Origin of the sequence: Algoriphagus mannitolivorans DSM 15301 (assembly GCF_000429425.1) — a bacterium.
GTDB lineage: Bacteria > Bacteroidota > Bacteroidia > Cytophagales > Cyclobacteriaceae > Algoriphagus > Algoriphagus mannitolivorans.
In genome coordinates, this window is the sequence record NZ_AUBV01000001.1 from 379,213 (window position 1) to 394,673 (window position 15,461).

At 42.2% G+C, this 15,461-nt stretch carries 14 protein-coding genes; 3 read left to right on the forward strand and 11 right to left on the reverse strand.

Annotated features, from left to right (window positions below):
* Positions 1–6: 6 nt before the first annotated feature.
* Complete coding sequence (locus G458_RS0101705) at positions 7–2,271, reverse strand: helix-turn-helix domain-containing protein (RefSeq protein ID WP_026950373.1); 2,265 nt, start codon at positions 2,269–2,271, stop codon at positions 7–9.
* Between the two features lie 94 nt (positions 2,272–2,365).
* On the opposite strand from G458_RS0101705, the gene G458_RS0101710 reads away from it, so the two are divergent.
* Positions 2,366–2,986: an FMN-binding negative transcriptional regulator gene (locus G458_RS0101710; RefSeq protein ID WP_026950374.1), complete on the forward strand. Its 621-nt coding sequence runs from the start codon at positions 2,366–2,368 to the stop codon at positions 2,984–2,986.
* 56 nt (positions 2,987–3,042) lie between these two features.
* On the opposite strand, the gene G458_RS0101715 is transcribed toward G458_RS0101710, so the two are convergent.
* Positions 3,043–4,434 carry a S8 family peptidase gene (locus G458_RS0101715; protein ID WP_026950375.1) on the reverse strand — a complete coding sequence of 464 codons (1,392 nt, stop codon included), beginning with the start codon at positions 4,432–4,434 and terminating at the stop codon, positions 3,043–3,045.
* 243 nt (positions 4,435–4,677) lie between these two features.
* A complete protein-coding gene (locus tag G458_RS0101725; RefSeq protein WP_026950376.1) occupies positions 4,678–6,276 on the reverse strand; it encodes a DUF748 domain-containing protein in 1,599 nt (532 codons plus the stop codon).
* A gap of 156 nt (positions 6,277–6,432) precedes the next feature.
* Here G458_RS0101725 and G458_RS0101730 point away from each other — a divergent pair, with 156 nt between their 5' ends.
* Positions 6,433–7,224 carry an endonuclease/exonuclease/phosphatase family protein gene (locus G458_RS0101730; RefSeq protein WP_051286951.1) on the forward strand — a complete coding sequence of 264 codons (792 nt, stop codon included), beginning with the start codon at positions 6,433–6,435 and terminating at the stop codon, positions 7,222–7,224.
* Positions 7,221–8,051 carry a 3-keto-disaccharide hydrolase gene (locus tag G458_RS0101735; RefSeq protein ID WP_026950378.1) on the forward strand — a complete coding sequence of 277 codons (831 nt, stop codon included), beginning with the start codon at positions 7,221–7,223 and terminating at the stop codon, positions 8,049–8,051. The genes G458_RS0101730 and G458_RS0101735 overlap by 4 nt, the downstream gene beginning before the upstream one ends.
* Before the next feature lie 30 nt (positions 8,052–8,081).
* Here the strand turns inward: G458_RS0101735 and G458_RS0101740 are convergent, their stop codons facing one another.
* From G458_RS0101740 to G458_RS0101775, 8 genes are all read right to left on the reverse strand, one after another.
* Entirely contained in the window at positions 8,082–9,488 is a 1,407-nt protein-coding gene (locus G458_RS0101740; protein ID WP_026950379.1) for a Gfo/Idh/MocA family protein, read from the reverse strand.
* Between the two features lie 128 nt (positions 9,489–9,616).
* A complete protein-coding gene (locus G458_RS0101745; RefSeq protein WP_026950380.1) occupies positions 9,617–9,838 on the reverse strand; it encodes a YgaP family membrane protein in 222 nt (73 codons plus the stop codon).
* A gap of 107 nt (positions 9,839–9,945) precedes the next feature.
* A complete protein-coding gene (locus G458_RS0101750; protein ID WP_035467627.1) occupies positions 9,946–10,980 on the reverse strand; it encodes a glycoside hydrolase family 113 in 1,035 nt (344 codons plus the stop codon).
* A 7-nt stretch (positions 10,981–10,987) separates the two neighbouring features.
* Complete coding sequence (locus G458_RS0101755) at positions 10,988–11,743, reverse strand: DUF6503 family protein (RefSeq protein WP_026950382.1); 756 nt, start codon at positions 11,741–11,743, stop codon at positions 10,988–10,990.
* Positions 11,744–11,752: 9 nt separating this feature from the next.
* On the reverse strand, positions 11,753–12,487 hold the full coding sequence (locus tag G458_RS0101760) for a hypothetical protein (RefSeq protein ID WP_026950383.1): 735 nt from the start codon (positions 12,485–12,487) through the stop codon (positions 11,753–11,755).
* Positions 12,484–13,857 (reverse strand): glycosyltransferase family 87 protein, encoded by a 1,374-nt coding sequence (locus G458_RS0101765; protein WP_157359655.1) that lies wholly within the window; start codon positions 13,855–13,857, stop codon positions 12,484–12,486. The genes G458_RS0101760 and G458_RS0101765 overlap by 4 nt, the downstream gene beginning before the upstream one ends.
* Positions 13,854–14,753, reverse strand: coding sequence for a hypothetical protein (locus tag G458_RS0101770; protein ID WP_035467550.1), 900 nt, complete (start codon positions 14,751–14,753; stop codon positions 13,854–13,856). The genes G458_RS0101765 and G458_RS0101770 overlap by 4 nt, the downstream gene beginning before the upstream one ends.
* Before the next feature lie 13 nt (positions 14,754–14,766).
* Entirely contained in the window at positions 14,767–15,459 is a 693-nt protein-coding gene (locus G458_RS0101775) for a glycosyltransferase family 2 protein (protein ID WP_026950386.1), read from the reverse strand.
* Positions 15,460–15,461: the final 2 nt, after the last annotated feature.

The following is a 15,461-nucleotide window of genomic DNA, read 5'->3' on the forward strand; positions in this document are numbered from 1 at the left end:
CATCACCTAATCCAAAGCCTCTCCTTTATGAGAATACAAAACAAGCCGTAGAGTACCGTAATCGTATTTCCCCTCAAAATGCTCAAAATACGCCTTCAAGGAGCTGAGCTTTTCCTCCACCTGCAGGATTTCTGAGATGATTTTGGGTTCTACAAGTGCTTCAAGTTCTATTTTACCGAGCTTGACTCCATGGGCCAAATGCCCCATGATGGTGGATTCCGCAAACCCTCTATCCTGAGCGATTTCGGTTGGGCTCTTACCTTCCAAGAAAAGTCGGATGCTAAGGCTCTTGGTATCTTCCTTATTTTCTTTGGCTGGTTTTTCCTTGGATTTCTTTCTTCCTGTTTTGTTTTTGGAAAGTTCTCTGGGTGGCAAATCTTTCCGAATTGATTCGATCAAGTCTTTTCTAAGGAGTTCCAATTGTCGATCCAAATCTTCCATTTTACCTGCCATCTCCCCTTCCAAGATATTTTTCATCAACCTTCCGCTCCGGGATATGGAGGCGTACTTTTGAAGGATTTCCAATTCGATCTCTTCAAGTCCATTTTGATAAGTCTTGATTCTTGAAAAATGCTCCACCTTCAATTGATGCCGGATTAAGATCCCCAAAACTTTTTCCAGCAACTCCAGATAATAACCCGTTCCTTTTTCTACTCGCTCTAAAAGCCGTTCTACTTTCTGATGATAGATTAAGGCATGCAGCTGAGCGCGGAATTTGGTGGAATTTTCCAATTCAGCTTGCAGCATTCGGTAAATCTCCGGTATGTCTTTTCGGATATCTTCCTCTTCAAATTCCAGACTGCTTTCATTTTCTTTGTCAAACTGGCTCAGAGATTTTACCAAGGACTCAAACTCAAAAGTTGACTCTGCCAAGTGGAGGAGGTATGAAAACTGGTTTTGCTTTAAAGCTTCCTGAAGATTCTGGGTTTCATTTTTCCCCAAGGTAAAGTCCACCACCTTAGGGTCCGAATAAATCACGTTTTCAGAAACCCTCGTTCTCAACACCAGCCCATCCAAACTTCTAAGGCGGCTCAAAGCTACATAAACCTGTCCCGGAGCAAAGGCCTGACCTACATCCACAATAGCCCGGTCGAAAGTCAAGCCCTGACTTTTATGCACTGTCACAGCCCAGGCGAGTTTGATGGGATACTGAGAAAAAGTCCCGACAACCTCTTCCTCCAACTCTTTGGTTTCGGGGTTGATTTTATATTTTTTATTTTCCCAAAGCTCTCTTTTCAGTTGAAATTCCTCATGGGAATCATCCATTTCAACCTTGATTTCCTCTTTTTTGAGCTCTATGACTGTTGCTAATTTTCCATTGAAATAGGAAGAAAGCCCTGAGGTGTCATTTTTGATAAACATCACTCTTGCACCGACTTTCAGTTCAATGGATTGGGGAAGTGGAAAGAGTGATTCCGGAAAATCTCTTTCGACTTCTGCATCATAAAAAAATGATTCGGGATCCAGGCTTCTAAGCTCTCGTAAGTTGATCTCATCTGCTTTGTAATTGTGTGTTGTCAAAGTAATGCAGGGAGGGAGCTTTTGGATTTCGTCCAAAGTCTTGTAGTGCGAATTCAAAATTCTTACATCTTCCGAAGTGCATCGGTTATCTCGAAGATTGTTGAGCACTCGGATAAAAATCTCGTCTTGCTGCCGAAAAATCTTATCGAGCTCCAAGTAAACCATACCGGAATTCTGGAGCGCTTTCGCCTCGAAAAAATGGATGGAATTGTAAAACCTACTCAAAACGGCCCATTCATCCTCTTTTACCACAGGAGGCAATTGATATAAATCCCCTATAAACAATACTTGAACTCCCCCGAAAGGAACTTTGTAATTGCGCTTGACACTGCGCATTCTATAATCAATTGCATCCAAAATATCCGCCCGAAGCATACTCACTTCATCGATGACCAGGAGGTCAATTGATTTCAGCACATTGCGTCTGAAATGATTCAGAGGATGCTTTCTTGCAAGAGTTTGTTGGGTAAAAAAGCCATATCGGTCCGTGTAGTTTCCTTCGGCATCCTTGACCGGTAGAAAAGAGCCAAAGGGCAACAAAAACTGGGAATGAATCGTAACTCCTCGGGCATTGAGCGCAGCAATCCCAGTAGGAGCCAAAATCACAAAGCGCTTGTGAGTTCTTTTGGCTAATTCTCTCAAGAAAGTGGTTTTGCCTGTTCCTGCTTTTCCCGTCAAAAAAATGGGAGCCCCAGTATTATTGACAAATCTGGCCGCCAGCTCTAATTTGTCCGTCGAAAAATCTTTCATAGTATAAAAATAATTTTTTCATCCCAGCTTAGAAACCTAGTCCTCAAATTGTCCGAAATTTTCCTCAATTCTTAATTCCTAAACTCCATAGTTCATGTACATCCATCCACTTAACATCTGGAAAAACGACTCCGAAATCCAGGATTTTTTAAAGAAAAATGCCTTTGCCACCTTGATATCTCAAGCCAATGGAAGGCCTTGGGCTACTCATATTCCTTTTATACTGGACCAAAATGCCGATGGTAATTTTGTGCTTCATGCTCATTTGGCAAAAGCAAACCTCCAATGGAAGACACTTCAGGAAAACAAGGAAGTTCTGGTGGTCTTTCAAGGACCTCATGCCTATATTTCTTCCTCTTGGTACACTCATGAAAATGTGCCTACCTGGAATTACCTAGCAGTCCATGTGTATGGGAAAATTAGAATTATTGAAGGGGAAGAATTGATTCACCATTTAAAACTATTGGTAGATCGCTATGAAGCCGGCAGGCCAAACCGTGTTTCGGTTGAAACCATGTCCGAAACCTATGTCCAGAACCAAATCAAGGCTCTGATAGGAATTGAGATTCAAATCGAGGAAGTTCATGCGAGCGCCAAACTTTCCCAAAATCGTGATGATCAGAATTACAAAAACATCATTTCAGAGTTGGAAAAAAGTTCTATTCCCCTGGACCAAGAAGTAGCTGAGGAAATGCGAAAAAGACGGGAGTTATAAAAAAAGAGGCTTTCTCTTTTCAAGAAAGCCTCTTCTCCTTTAAAGAATTCTAATTTTTAGAATCCTGAAACATTCAATCGGCCATTGGTTGCAACCTTACCCTGAAGAGAAGGAGTTGGAGTTACCGAACTTAGCAAAGCATTTTTGATTTGCGTAGCAGAAGCACCCGGGTTTAAAGAAGCATACAGGGCGGCAGCACCTGTCACATGAGGAGTAGCCATGGAAGTACCATTGTAGCTTGCATATCCTGATCCAACCGTAGCATTTTTACCCTTTCCTACAGCCACAGGCACAGTGGACCAAATTCCAGATCCTGGAGCACCCAAATCCACGCTCGTAGCTCCAAATTGGGAGAAAGAGGACAATCCTCCGGAGCTGGTAATAGAAGCTACAGCAATCACGTTGGGGGAAGTATATCCAGATGGATAGCTTGGGGTGGCATCATTGTCAGTACCCGAATTCCCTGCAGCTGCAATGAACAAGATTCCGGCAGCGTTAGCGCGGTCAATAGCATCTTTTAAGGCTTGAGAGTAACCTCCTCCACCCCAAGAGTTATTGGTAGCCACAATGTTCAAACCATGACGGGTTTTCAAATCCGTGAAATAATCCACTGCTTTGATGGCATTAGAAGTAGTACCACCTCTGGATCCCAAAAATTTAGCGCCAATCATTTTCACATTCCAGACAACTCCGGCTACACCAGTTCCATTTCCACCCACAGCACCGATAGTACCCGCGACGTGAGTTCCATGATCATCTCCAGTACCGTCAAAAACCGAATTGTTATTGCCATCAAAGTCCCAACCATAAACGTCATCTACAAGACCATTTCCGTCGTTGTCTATTCCATCACCTGGGATTTCACCTGGATTGACACCTGCATTGGCTGCTAGGTCCTCATGAGTGTACATGTAGCCCTCATCGATAATACCGACATAGACAGTAGAGGAACCAGTTTTATTGGCCGCCCAAGCAGTAGCTGCACGGGAACCAAATTGATTACCATTAGCTGACATGCCCCATAATTGACCACTGGTGAAATAAGGATCATTTGAGGTTGCATAGTGCTGGTAAATCCAGTTTGGCTCAGCATACTCAACTTCAGGCATGTTTCTCAATCGCTCAATCGCCTCCAAGGTTCCCAATTTACTTTCGACCAAAAGTAAATCACCGGATGGAGTGCCCTTTCTTGCATTAGCCACAGAAATCGCCTCAGTCTTGATTTCCTCCACGACGCTTGCCTGAATGAGAGACAAGATATCCTGAGAAAGTCGAGAGCCTTGATTTGCTGTTTTGTACTTGATCAACAATTGACCGGGGACGAAAGCTTCTTGCGTAATTCTCTCCACCACATCAGCTGTGGCCAAGTCATTTTCAATCATTTCCCCGCAGGATACTGTCACGCCCAATAGCGCAGAAAGCGACAGTGCAGAATAAAGTTTTCTCATAGTTAATTTGGTTAGTGGATTATACCTCGGAATGTAGATTTTTAGCAAATCATTTACAATAGATTTTCACCTAAGACCAAAAAATATTTTTTAAGAAAACCTGGAAGTCCAAAAGATATATAAAAATCTATCTATCAAATACTTATAATGAATTATAGCAAAATCAAATCCAAAATAAGGCGGACGAAATTCCTTTTACAGATTTCAAAAATTTTCCAAAAAACCAAAAAAAATCCCTCTCGCTCAGGGTAAAAAAAGCTCCTTAGCTAGTCCACCGGGAATGACCTGCATAATTCCCTCCTTGGTACTTTTCCAAACAAGGTGAAAAGGTCCCCGCGTCCGGTTTCTAGAAACCATGTAATTTGGACCCAAATACTTTTTATCTCCTGGCAAATTGGATTGATGGATGGCAACATTGGCCAAGCCCGAGAGTAGCTTGTTTTTCTTCTGGCCGGTTTTATTGTAAAGCTCTACTTTCAAATCCCGATAATCAAAAATCAACTGGACATTTGCGGTAAATTCGTTTGCCTGAATTGTCATTTTCATGCGATCCAGATGTCCTTGTGCTATTTCTCCATTCATAATGGGCCTTAGCATCGGATTGAGATGATGAAGTGAATAATTATTAAAATCCAGGTCCATGAAAAATTCTTCTTTATCGTAAGGAACCAAGATTTTTGCTTTCAAATTTCCAGAGCCTTCCAAGCTCGTTACCAGATCCAATTCAAAATTTTTCTTTTCAGTTTGGTACTCAGGAATTGTTGTCAAATTTATGATATGGCCATTCATTTCTTTGAACTGGATGGTCCAATTTTCTCCACTTCCCGGGACTGATTCTCCATAGCTAATCTGTGAATCCACAATCTCCAAGGTGTCTAGTCTAAGTGGAAAATTAACCTGAGAAATCATCCCCTGAAACATCGGTCTTACCTCATCTTTAGGTCTGGGCAACCTTCTCTCCCGGTAGTCTTTCAGGTCTAAGCCAAACAATTCCAACTTCCTCGCCCGGACATCAAAATCATAATCCAAACGAATTTCAGGTCCAAACCCTGACAATTTCAAGGAATCCATTTTCAGTTCGATCAAATCGTACTGAAAGTCCTTTTGTCTTGCGACCTTTTCCAATTCCTCTTGGTAGAGCAGGGAGATGTTTTTAATGGAGAGCCTTTCAAGCTTTGAATCAAGTCTCATCTTTCCGAGTCGTAAATACTGCCCCTCTTCCACTTCATAGACTAGGCTATCAAATGAAAAGTAGACCCTTTGGTAGTCGAATGGAATGGAATATTGCGCCTTTATGGAATCTGTCTCTAACCCGTTCACCAAAATGCCAAGATTATAAGCGGTTCCTTTTCTCGCCCCTTCTTCATAAAAAATCGCTGCCCCTTGAGAAAGCCTAAAATTCTTTATCTCCCCTTTGGATAGAATATCTCCGAAAAAATGCTGTAGAGTAGATTCAGGCATTTCCTTTTTGTCAGTATTTGAAAAAAGATTTACCTGAATCGTGGGATGTATAAAGCCTAATTCATCGATCAGCAGCTGTTTCTTCAATAGCAATCTGGCTAAATGCACATTTTTTAAAAAAGCCTGCTCAATTTCTCCTCTGACGTGGGAAACTGTGTCTGACTTTAGAGAAATGATCTTTAAATTTTTCAAAAAAATGGAACGTTCAAAGATTCTAAAATCTACCTCTCCGAGTTTGAATTGATAATCACTTTCTACATTCTGATTAAGAAGAGACTCTAAATTTTCATTGACCCATTTTTGCCAATACCATCCATATCCTACCCCTGCAAGAATTAAAGGCAAAAAAAATACAAGCAAAACTTTTGTTATTCGATTCATCCGAAGGCATTGATTTGGGCAAAAAAACTTATTGACTAGAAAAATAGCGAAATCATTCAATACCAGAAATTTCAGCTATAAATCAATTTAAATTCCTATTCCTTAACTCTGATTTTTTAACTTAGGAATTTATTAATGAAACTGGTCTTTCTCTCCATGGAAAAGTTCTTCCTTTGTTGTTTTTTCTGTGTAATTATCAGCCTTGCCAAAGCACAGGATGTGAAAATCCTAACCTATAATATCTACCATGGTGAAAATCCGGCCAAACCGGGGGACAGTACTTTCCATCACCTTGCAGATTTTATTATCCTCAACCAACCCGAAGTCGTAGCACTTCAAGAGGTGGACAGTATGACCCTTCGATCGGAGAGGATTTATGGGGAAAAAATAGATTTCATGAAAAAGCTTTCCCGGGAGACTGGATATAGAGGCTATTTCGGGAAGGCAATGGATTTTGATGAAGGTGGGTATGGAGAGGGACTTTTGGCGAAAAAAGGCTCTGCCTATCATACCGTATCACTTCCAATTCCTGCTGGCGGAGAGCCTAGAGCAATTGCTTGGGTAAAGGCTGAACTCAAAACCTTGGAGGAATTCTATTTTGGAGGAACCCACCTTTGCCATGAATTTCAAGAAAACAGGCTAGCCCAATTAGACTCTATCCTTTCCTACGCCGAAAACCTAGACAAACCAGTGGTCTGGGTAGGTGATTTAAACTTTACCCCAGATTCTAAAGAATATTCCCGCATTCCTGCTCATTGGAAAGAGGCTGGTGCTGAATCAGGAATCCAGCAAAACACTTTTGGAACTATTGAAGAAGGTGCCAAAATCGATTACATCTGGTATGATTCCCGAAAGTTTGAACTCGTGGAATATAAAGTGTTAAACCAGATTCCGTATTCAGATCATTACCCAGTATGGGCTGTGCTGAGAATGAAAAAAGAAGAATGAAAAAATTCATTTTAGGACTTCTAGCAGCAATTTTATTGGCTTTCGGCCTACATGCTAAGATTAACGAACCAGACTGGATTGAGCTTTTCAACGGGAAAGATTTAAAAGAGTGGACTGTTAAAATCCGAACTCACGAAGTAGGAGAAAACTTTGGCAACACTTTTCGAGTCGAGGACGGTTTATTGAAAGTCCGTTATGACGGATACACCAGCTTCGACAGACAATACGGACATCTCTTTTTCAACACCCCATTTTCCTATTATCTACTGACAGTGGAATACAGATTCGTAGGTGAGCAATGCCCGGGAGGAGAAGGTTGGGCACTTAGAAACAGCGGAGCTATGCTTCATAGCCAGGATCCTAAAACCATGTTGAAAGATCAAGACTTCCCGATTTCAATCGAAGCCCAGTTCTTAGGTGGTAATGGCACTGACAAACGTTCTACTTGTAATCTATGCACCCCAGGCACCAACGTCGTCATGGGTGACACCTTGTTCACCCCGCATTGCATCAATTCGAGATCCGAAACTTACCCTGGTGAGCAATGGGTCAAAGCCAACTTCATTGTTTTGGGGAGCGAAGAGGTCCATCATTTGGTGGGGAAAGATACCGTTATCAGCTATTACCAACCTCAAATAGGTGGAGGGAACGTCTCACCGGTCGATCCGTCCGTTAAAATTGATGGGAAGCCATTAGATTCAGGATATATCAGCCTGCAAAGTGAAAGTCATCCAATCGACTTTAGAAAAGTGGCTTTAGTGGACCTTTCTTCCGTGAAAGATGATCGTAAGAAGCTCGAAGAACTAGTCAAAAAAGCATTGAAATAAGAAGAGGAGGCCAAAAGCCTCCTCTTTCCTTTATACTCTCACCTTGGTGGTACCTCCACCAGCTAAGGTGATGGGCACGGGTTTATTTGTTTTCCAGTTTCCTCCTGTAAAATCAGGGACATCAATTGAATTGGATCGGTTAGCTACAGACCATTCACTTAAGGGAGAAATACAGCTCCACAAAGCTGCATCATAGACATCCTGGTCCAGAGGAAGTCCATTTCTCAGGCAGTCAATCAGTCTCCAATCCATCATAAAGTCCATTCCACCATGTCCACCGATTTGCTTGGCCAATTCCCCCACCTTTTGCACGATCTCAGGGGTGTATTGGGATTGAAGGTCTTTCATTTCTTCCGCCTTCATCCAGCTATGGCCTTTGGCAACTTTTTGATCTGGGTATTTTTGGGCATATCCTTCAGTTCCGCTGACAACATGCAGTCTTGAATAGGGTCTTGGGGATGTCACATCATGCTGAATCATGATGGATTTTCCGTGTTTGGTTTTCACCATGGTTGTATTCATATTTCCACGGTAGTTCTTAGCTGCATAGGAGTTCCAAAAGGCATCTTTCTCTGCTAATTCCTGTGCTTTTTTCTTCATTTGAAAATCATTCGAAGAGAGGGAGGTCAGGTAATCCATCTGATCGCCTCTATTGATGTTCAAAATCTGACAAATCGGTCCCAGCCCATGCGTAGGGTACAAATTCCCGTTTCTGAAGTTTTCCTCTAATCTCCACATCCCTTGGTATCCTTTTTCTTTATCAAAATTCAACCAAAGCAAATCGTGGATATAGGCTCCTTCCACATGCAGCACTTCTCCAAAAAAGCCCTCTCTAGCCATTCTTAAAGTCATCAATTCAAAGAAGTCATAACAGCAGTTTTCCAGCTGCATGCAGTGCTTTTTGGTTCGTTCGGATGTTTCCACCAACTGCCAGCATTCGTCCAAAGTTCGTGCTGCCGGCACTTCCACCGCGGTATGTTTTCCGGCCTCCATCGCAAATACTGCCATTGGAGTATGCCACTCCCAAGGGGTGGCGATATAGATCAAATCCAGATCCGGTCGTTCGCACATTTTCTTCCATGCATAGGCACTTCCCGAATACAATTCAGGCTTATGTACGGTCCCCTCAAGGGATTTTTTAGCTTTCTCTGCTCGCTCTGGTAAAAGATCGCATAGTGCTTTGATCTCTACTCCTTCGATTTTGCTCAAACGATCTACAGCTCCCGGACCCCTCATCCCAAGACCAACGATTCCAACTCTTACTGTTTCGAGTTTCGGCGCTGCAAATCCCGACATGTTAAAAGTGGATACTCTGGAAGATCCGTATTTTGCTTCCAATGGCAAGGTTTGAAACTCATTTGCAAAGGCGGAACCGACTCCCACCAAGCCAAACCCTGCCAAACTCGCTGATTTGAGAAAATCTCTTCTATTCGTCATTCTTGTGAAATTTTGGAGTTACTTCAGCTAATTACTAAAAATTTTAAAGAAGTCCGTCCTATTTCGAATAAAGTCAAAAAAAACCGGAAGCATCTGCCTCCGGTCTTTCCCTCAATTTGAAAGCACTATCAATTATCTTTGATCCCCTTTGGATTTGGACAAGTACTAGCCCCAATGAGGGTGTATAGAGGGCAAAAACTCACAATACTGGTCAGAGTAAATATTACGGCTAGTGCCAATCCTACAACTCCAAGTACTCCGGAAATCGTCCCGGAAAAGTATAATGCCACTAAGATGATAGCCACCAGCAGTCTAATGACTCGGTCAGCAATTCCCATGTTCTTTTTCATAATTGGTTGGTTTTGGTTAATGTTTCACTCCTTAACTACTTCACTGAATAAAAGTAGTTGAACATTAGTAGGATATCCATGACAAAAGTCACAGAAGGGAGTGATTTTCAGCTCCCTAAAAAGTAGGATCTCATAACCTTTTCAGCCATTTTTCCCTGTGGAGTGAAGTCCGGCTGACGGGAATGGTTTTCGGGATACCATTTCCAAAAATATACTCCAGCCAACCATTCTTTCTTCCATGCTGTCTGAAAAAATGCCTCATAGCATCTTGCCTGGATTTCCTCTGAAAGAGCAATTTCCTTGCGTTCGTTAGGCCAAACCCAAGGCTCCATCGCTGCATCAATGGTGTTGCAATACCCTATCTCAGTAAAAAGGACCGGTTTTTTATATTTTTTCACGAGCTTTTCTACTCGGGGTAAATGAGAATTCCAGGAGGCGATCAATTCGCTCAATTCTGGCTGATGGCTTTTGGATAGAGGGAAATAGGCTTGAACGCCAATGTAATCCAAAGCATCCCAAAATTTAATTTTTTCAAATTCCGTAAAATTGGCAGCATAGGTAATCTTTCCAGAATAAACTTTTCGGACTTCAGCAATTACTTCTCTCCAGTCTTTTTCTCGAGCAGAAGATTTTTCGAGCTCTGTACCTACACAAAGCATGGGAAAGTTCAGTTTTTCGGCAAGCCGGGCATAGTCAAGAATAAAAGCCTTGTAATTCTCAAACCACTGCTTCCAATCGGCCTCGTTTTTCATTTCAATCTCGCCTACCCAGCCCTCACGTACCCAAAGGTGAGGCTTCAGCATATTCATGATCCCATAACGACTGGAAGAATCCAAGGTAGCTTCAATTCCATAGGGAGTCTCTCCCCACCATCTCCGCTCATTGCTCATGTCCCAGCGGATTTCCGGGGAGTTTTTTTCTGCCTGCCAGCCAAATGGAGTCTGTGAAATGGCATTAGCTCCGGTAGCCTTTAACTGGGCTATTTCTCCTCCTTTTAGTGGTTGACGGCTTCCCACCCAACAGACACCTTTCCATTTTTCTTGGGAGACCAGAATCGGGTCTTCAGGAATCAACCACAATCCGAAAAAAATCAGAAATATCATGCCCACAGAACTGAATAGATATAATTTGGTCTGGGGCATGTTCATGTTAGTTTTTGAGGAGAGGTTCTACCCGGATATTTTCGAGGTTGATTTCAGAAAGCTTCTCCAATTTACCAGAAACATAGAGTTCTTCCATCTTTTCCAAAGGAGTATTTTTATCCTCAGGCTTGAGATTCAAGTAGTTTTGAAAGCGAATCCCTCCGACTTCTATCACATCACTCACTTCCCTCATTCGGATTCCACCACCATCAGTATAATACAAATAGGCCATGTAATCCATCAGGTGATCTTCTTTTCCAAACCAGTAAATAAACTGATCCTCAAAATGGTCCCCTCCACCTTCTTGCTGAAAAGTAACTTTTACAACATCATATTTTTTTCCTTTGATTTCAGTTTCTCCAAGTAGAGTTTTTAAGGCAGCGACATCATTTAAGCCGTAGGGAAGAAATGCAAAATAAGCTACCGAATTTACCGACCGGGAAAAGGCTCCGATTCTTTCCTCTGATAAGGTGTCTATTTTGATTCCATTTACAGTGCGGACAAAACCGGAATTGTTTAAAACATCCTTCACAGTACCTGTAGAATCTGTAAACTCTCTGGTGTATTCAAACTCGTTGGGAGTTTTGTAAATCACGTAATGGATATTGCGGAAGTCAAATTCAATTTTGGAACTCTCATAAGCTTTTCCTCCATGAGCCTCAATGGCAGCGTCCACGATTTTTTCTGCCTCGGTTCTGGAATCACAAGAGATAATTGCCAAAGCAAAAACTCCTATAATCAGGTAATTCAATAGGTATTTCATCTGGATAATTTATTTTTTTGGAGTAATCTGATAATCTGAATAGCGGTATTCTGCGCGCAAAAACAAGCGCTCTCCTTGCTCATTTATTCTCCAACTTTCTCGTTTGCCGTGAAGTTTCAAGCCTCCAGCATTTTCTTCTTCAAGGTCATAGACTAAGCTACGGTGGTCTTTGAGCTGAACTTCACTTCCAGCCATCAAATATGAATTCTGATCAAAAAAATACCACCAAATATCACTTTCAGGACCATAATCCACGCGGATAGAGTGCACATTTTGGCCATTTTCAAGGGTTTTTATTCCTTCATAGGATAATGCATTCCCCTCTTCCAATAGTTTCCAAGGCTGAGCAACGGTATAAAAAGCTGCATCAAAATCCTTCTTCTTACTTGCCAAAAATCCCGGATTCTGAACTTCATTACCTCCCATAAAGTAGCTAAGATTTGCCCCATCGTAATGGATGACATGCTCCAGGCTGTCTTTAGTCCAGGTGATTTTCCCTTCAAAGTAGGGGTCAAACCGAAACTCATGCCATTGGTCCAATTCAGATTCCACATTCCCATTTTCATCCAATAGCCTTGTCCATTTCCGAAACTGCAAAACCGAGACATTCTCCCATTTCTCCAGTCCGCCATGAGCTTCCACAGCTTTTTCCAAAACCTCCAAAGCTTGTTTCTCCGGGCTTTGGCTACACCCAAATCCGATAGCCAACAGCGTAATTGCAAGAATCCAGTTTCTAGTTTTCATTGAAGCGAATTGATAAATGTTCCTTTTTCGTGATTTATGGTTTCGAAATTAGAGTTTCTTTTTGGTTGAAAATAATCCAACCAAATCCCGAGGAAGACCAAGCCATATTCTAATAACAAGAATAGCGGGTTTTCCCAATTCTCAGGATTTCCATAGGCCTGATAAGAAAATATCGCTCCAAAAGACCAAAGCAAAAACGTTTTACGGCCAGCCAGGACACTTAAGCCTAAGCCCGGCAGTAGGTACCAAGGGTGCACCACCGGCTGTAAGATCAAGTAAATCAAATAGACCATTACCATTAAATCCACAAGTCCGGCGACTTGAATTGGCCTTCTTTTCCAGCATAAAAATAAGATAAGCACCACAGTCAAAAGACTTAAGACTTGGGTCAAATCCCTGATCATATTATAGCCTTGGATCCAAAATCCTACCTCTCGGAATATGTAATACAAGGAGGCATTGAACTCAAATTTTCCCGAGTAAAGCCGCAAGCTTTCGAAAAATTTCAAATACGACTCCCCCAGGAATAAAATCCCCATACTCCCTCCGAATATTACTCCAAAAACTATCCAAAAAGACATCTTTTTAGTAATCTCCCGAAAAAAGAAAAAGGCAGGAAATAGGATCAAAGGAAGAAGTTTCAGACCTGCAGCCATTGCCCAGAAGCCTCCGGACAACCCAAACTTACTGTGAGATAAAGCAAATACAGAAGCCAAAAGAAAAAACAAAACCAAACCTTCAAAGTGGACATTCCCTATGGTTTCCATGACCACAAAGGGATTGAGCCAATACCAAATCATATAGGTGGAAGTGCGATTCCATCGATCGAGCAGACGGAATAGAAGAAAAAATACCCCCAACTCTCCAAAAAGCAGTAAGATTCTCAATCCCAAAACCCCCAAGGTCTGAGAGTCCACAAAAACTTCTGAGACCAACCAAAATGCTCCCTGATTCAAAGGAGGATATACAGAATAATAATCCGGGGAATTCATGTCATCAAACAATCCTAGCTGGTAGTCTGAAATGGGTGATGCTGGATTTTCCACCCATTTTCCGGGGGTTTTCGAATAGGGATTTTCTCCAAGTTCCAGCAGCTTTCCATCCCAAAGAAAACGGGCATAATCCTCTGACCAATTGGGAACCAGCATGCCTACAGAAATCCGCATCCCAAGACCTAATAAAAAGACATATTTCCAGGAAAAGCTATTCTTTGACCAGTAATTAATACTGATCATTCCCAGGAAGATCCCCGAAAACAACAGGAAAGTGGTCAAAAAATCTTCTCTTGGAGTGGCCGCTAAAAAATGGCTACTCAATAGCATCAAGCCCGAAACCAGAATCTTCAGGCTCTTTTGGAAGATTGGACTCAAAGTCCCAAATCCTTTCTGAGAGGCTCAAATACCTTCTCATTTTTATTCCAATAATCCATCATTTGCATGGAAGCCCTTGTAGCTGTGGTGATCTCAGATTGCCCATTAGATTTGGTCCAAGTCTCTGTGAATCCCAAAATTTCATACGGAAAGAAATTCTGATACCTGATGGAAATTTTTCTTCCGATCTCCTCATAAATCACCATTATCTCAGATTGATTCGCTCCGAGATCCTTTTTTGAAATCGTGGCCATATGGGATTCCATCGGGATGTGAGAGAACCGCTGAAAAATCAAGCTAGGGATCAGTTTGGAATTTCCCATTGGGACCAGTTCGGGATTCAGGCGAATCAAGTTGAAAATTTCCTCTTCCGGCAGACCAGCAAGCTTTCCGCTCTGATCTCCTTCAGACTCGAAATACGAAAAAAGCTGATAAGAATAATTTCCATTTTTGAAATTCAACTGGCTAAAAGACTGACCGCACCATTCCGTTACAGAAGAGGTAATCTTGGGAGAGCTCAGATCTTCATAAACTGGAGTAAACACCGACAGCATGGTATGGTAGGGATACACCCCTGTGACAAACTCCCGCGTCATATTCAGCTTCATTACCTTCTGAGCGTCATTTGGAGTTTCTTGAGGATTATCGAGCTTCACTTGTTTCTTCTTGGAAAAATCCTCCGTGACAAAAATCATCACCGCCTGACCTTCCCTGACTTCACCATATCGGCTCTGCTGAAGGTTAAACACGTTGATTTCTGCCTTCCCTTGATACCAATATTTTGCAAACTGCTCCTCTTCCACTCCCTCTCTTCCAGAGGATTGACAGGAGAATAATACCATAGAGCTGAGGATGAGACCACAGAAATAGCGAAGTGTCTTGCGGGATTTGGTCATAGCAAAATCTTTTTCACATGTATTTAAAGATCGTCAAAATAATTTTATACCCCGCACCAAAAACTCCTTTCACTGTGCCACTTACTTTAGAGACTCCGATTCTTTTTCGGTAGTTAACCGGAACTTCTGTGTATTTCAAGCCTGCTTGATGAGCCTTGATTTGCATTTCGATAGTCCAGCCATAGTTTTCATCGACCATATTTAGAAAAAGGAGTTTATTCCAAAGAATGGCCCGAAATGGACCAAGATCTGAAAACTTGGCACCTTGAATGTATTTCATCATCGTGGTGGCCAACCAATTTCCAAAAACCTGGGGAATGGTCATGGATCCCTTTTCTCTTTTCCCCTGAGCCCTGGATCCTATCACCATGTCAGCTTCACCTTCCAGAATCGGTTGGATCAGTAGCTTCATTTCTTCAGGGTAATCCGAATAGTCCCCGTCCAAAAACACGACTAAATCGGGCTGAATCTCCTGCTTTCTAATCCAGTCCATTGCCGTAAGACAGGCTTTGCCGTACCCTTTCTGAGGTTCAAAAACCACAACGGCCCCGGCTTCTTTAGCAACCACAGCCGTTTTGTCCGTGGAGTTGTTGTTGGCAACGACAATATGCCGGACCAAGGAGGGTATTTCAGCAATTACTTTGGGAAGGGATCGCTCTTCGTTATAGGCAGGGATAATGACGTCGATAATCGGTGGTTGAAGCATAC

Bases quoted from the DNA above. Each gene is read 5' to 3' on its own strand.
- G458_RS0101745 (WP_026950380.1), bottom strand. From the start codon at position 9,838: ATGAAAAAGAACATGGGAATTGCTGACCGAGTCATTAGACTGCTGGTG.
- G458_RS0101755 (WP_026950382.1), bottom strand. From the start codon at position 11,743: ATGAAATACCTATTGAATTACCTGATTATAGGAGTTTTTGCTTTGGCA.
- G458_RS0101740 (WP_026950379.1), bottom strand. From the start codon at position 9,488: ATGACGAATAGAAGAGATTTTCTCAAATCAGCGAGTTTGGCAGGGTTT.
- G458_RS0101715 (WP_026950375.1), bottom strand. From the start codon at position 4,434: ATGAGAAAACTTTATTCTGCACTGTCGCTTTCTGCGCTATTGGGCGTG.
- G458_RS0101710 (WP_026950374.1), top strand. From the start codon at position 2,366: ATGTACATCCATCCACTTAACATCTGGAAAAACGACTCCGAAATCCAG.
- G458_RS0101760 (WP_026950383.1), bottom strand. From the start codon at position 12,487: ATGAAAACTAGAAACTGGATTCTTGCAATTACGCTGTTGGCTATCGGA.
- G458_RS0101725 (WP_026950376.1), bottom strand. From the start codon at position 6,276: ATGAATCGAATAACAAAAGTTTTGCTTGTATTTTTTTTGCCTTTAATT.
- G458_RS0101735 (WP_026950378.1), top strand. From the start codon at position 7,221: ATGAAAAAATTCATTTTAGGACTTCTAGCAGCAATTTTATTGGCTTTC.
- G458_RS0101770 (WP_035467550.1), bottom strand. From the start codon at position 14,753: ATGACCAAATCCCGCAAGACACTTCGCTATTTCTGTGGTCTCATCCTC.
- G458_RS0101750 (WP_035467627.1), bottom strand. From the start codon at position 10,980: ATGCCCCAGACCAAATTATATCTATTCAGTTCTGTGGGCATGATATTT.
- G458_RS0101730 (WP_051286951.1), top strand. From the start codon at position 6,433: ATGGAAAAGTTCTTCCTTTGTTGTTTTTTCTGTGTAATTATCAGCCTT.
- G458_RS0101775 (WP_026950386.1), bottom strand. From the start codon at position 15,459: ATGCTTCAACCACCGATTATCGACGTCATTATCCCTGCCTATAACGAA.
- G458_RS0101705 (WP_026950373.1), bottom strand. From the start codon at position 2,271: ATGAAAGATTTTTCGACGGACAAATTAGAGCTGGCGGCCAGATTTGTC.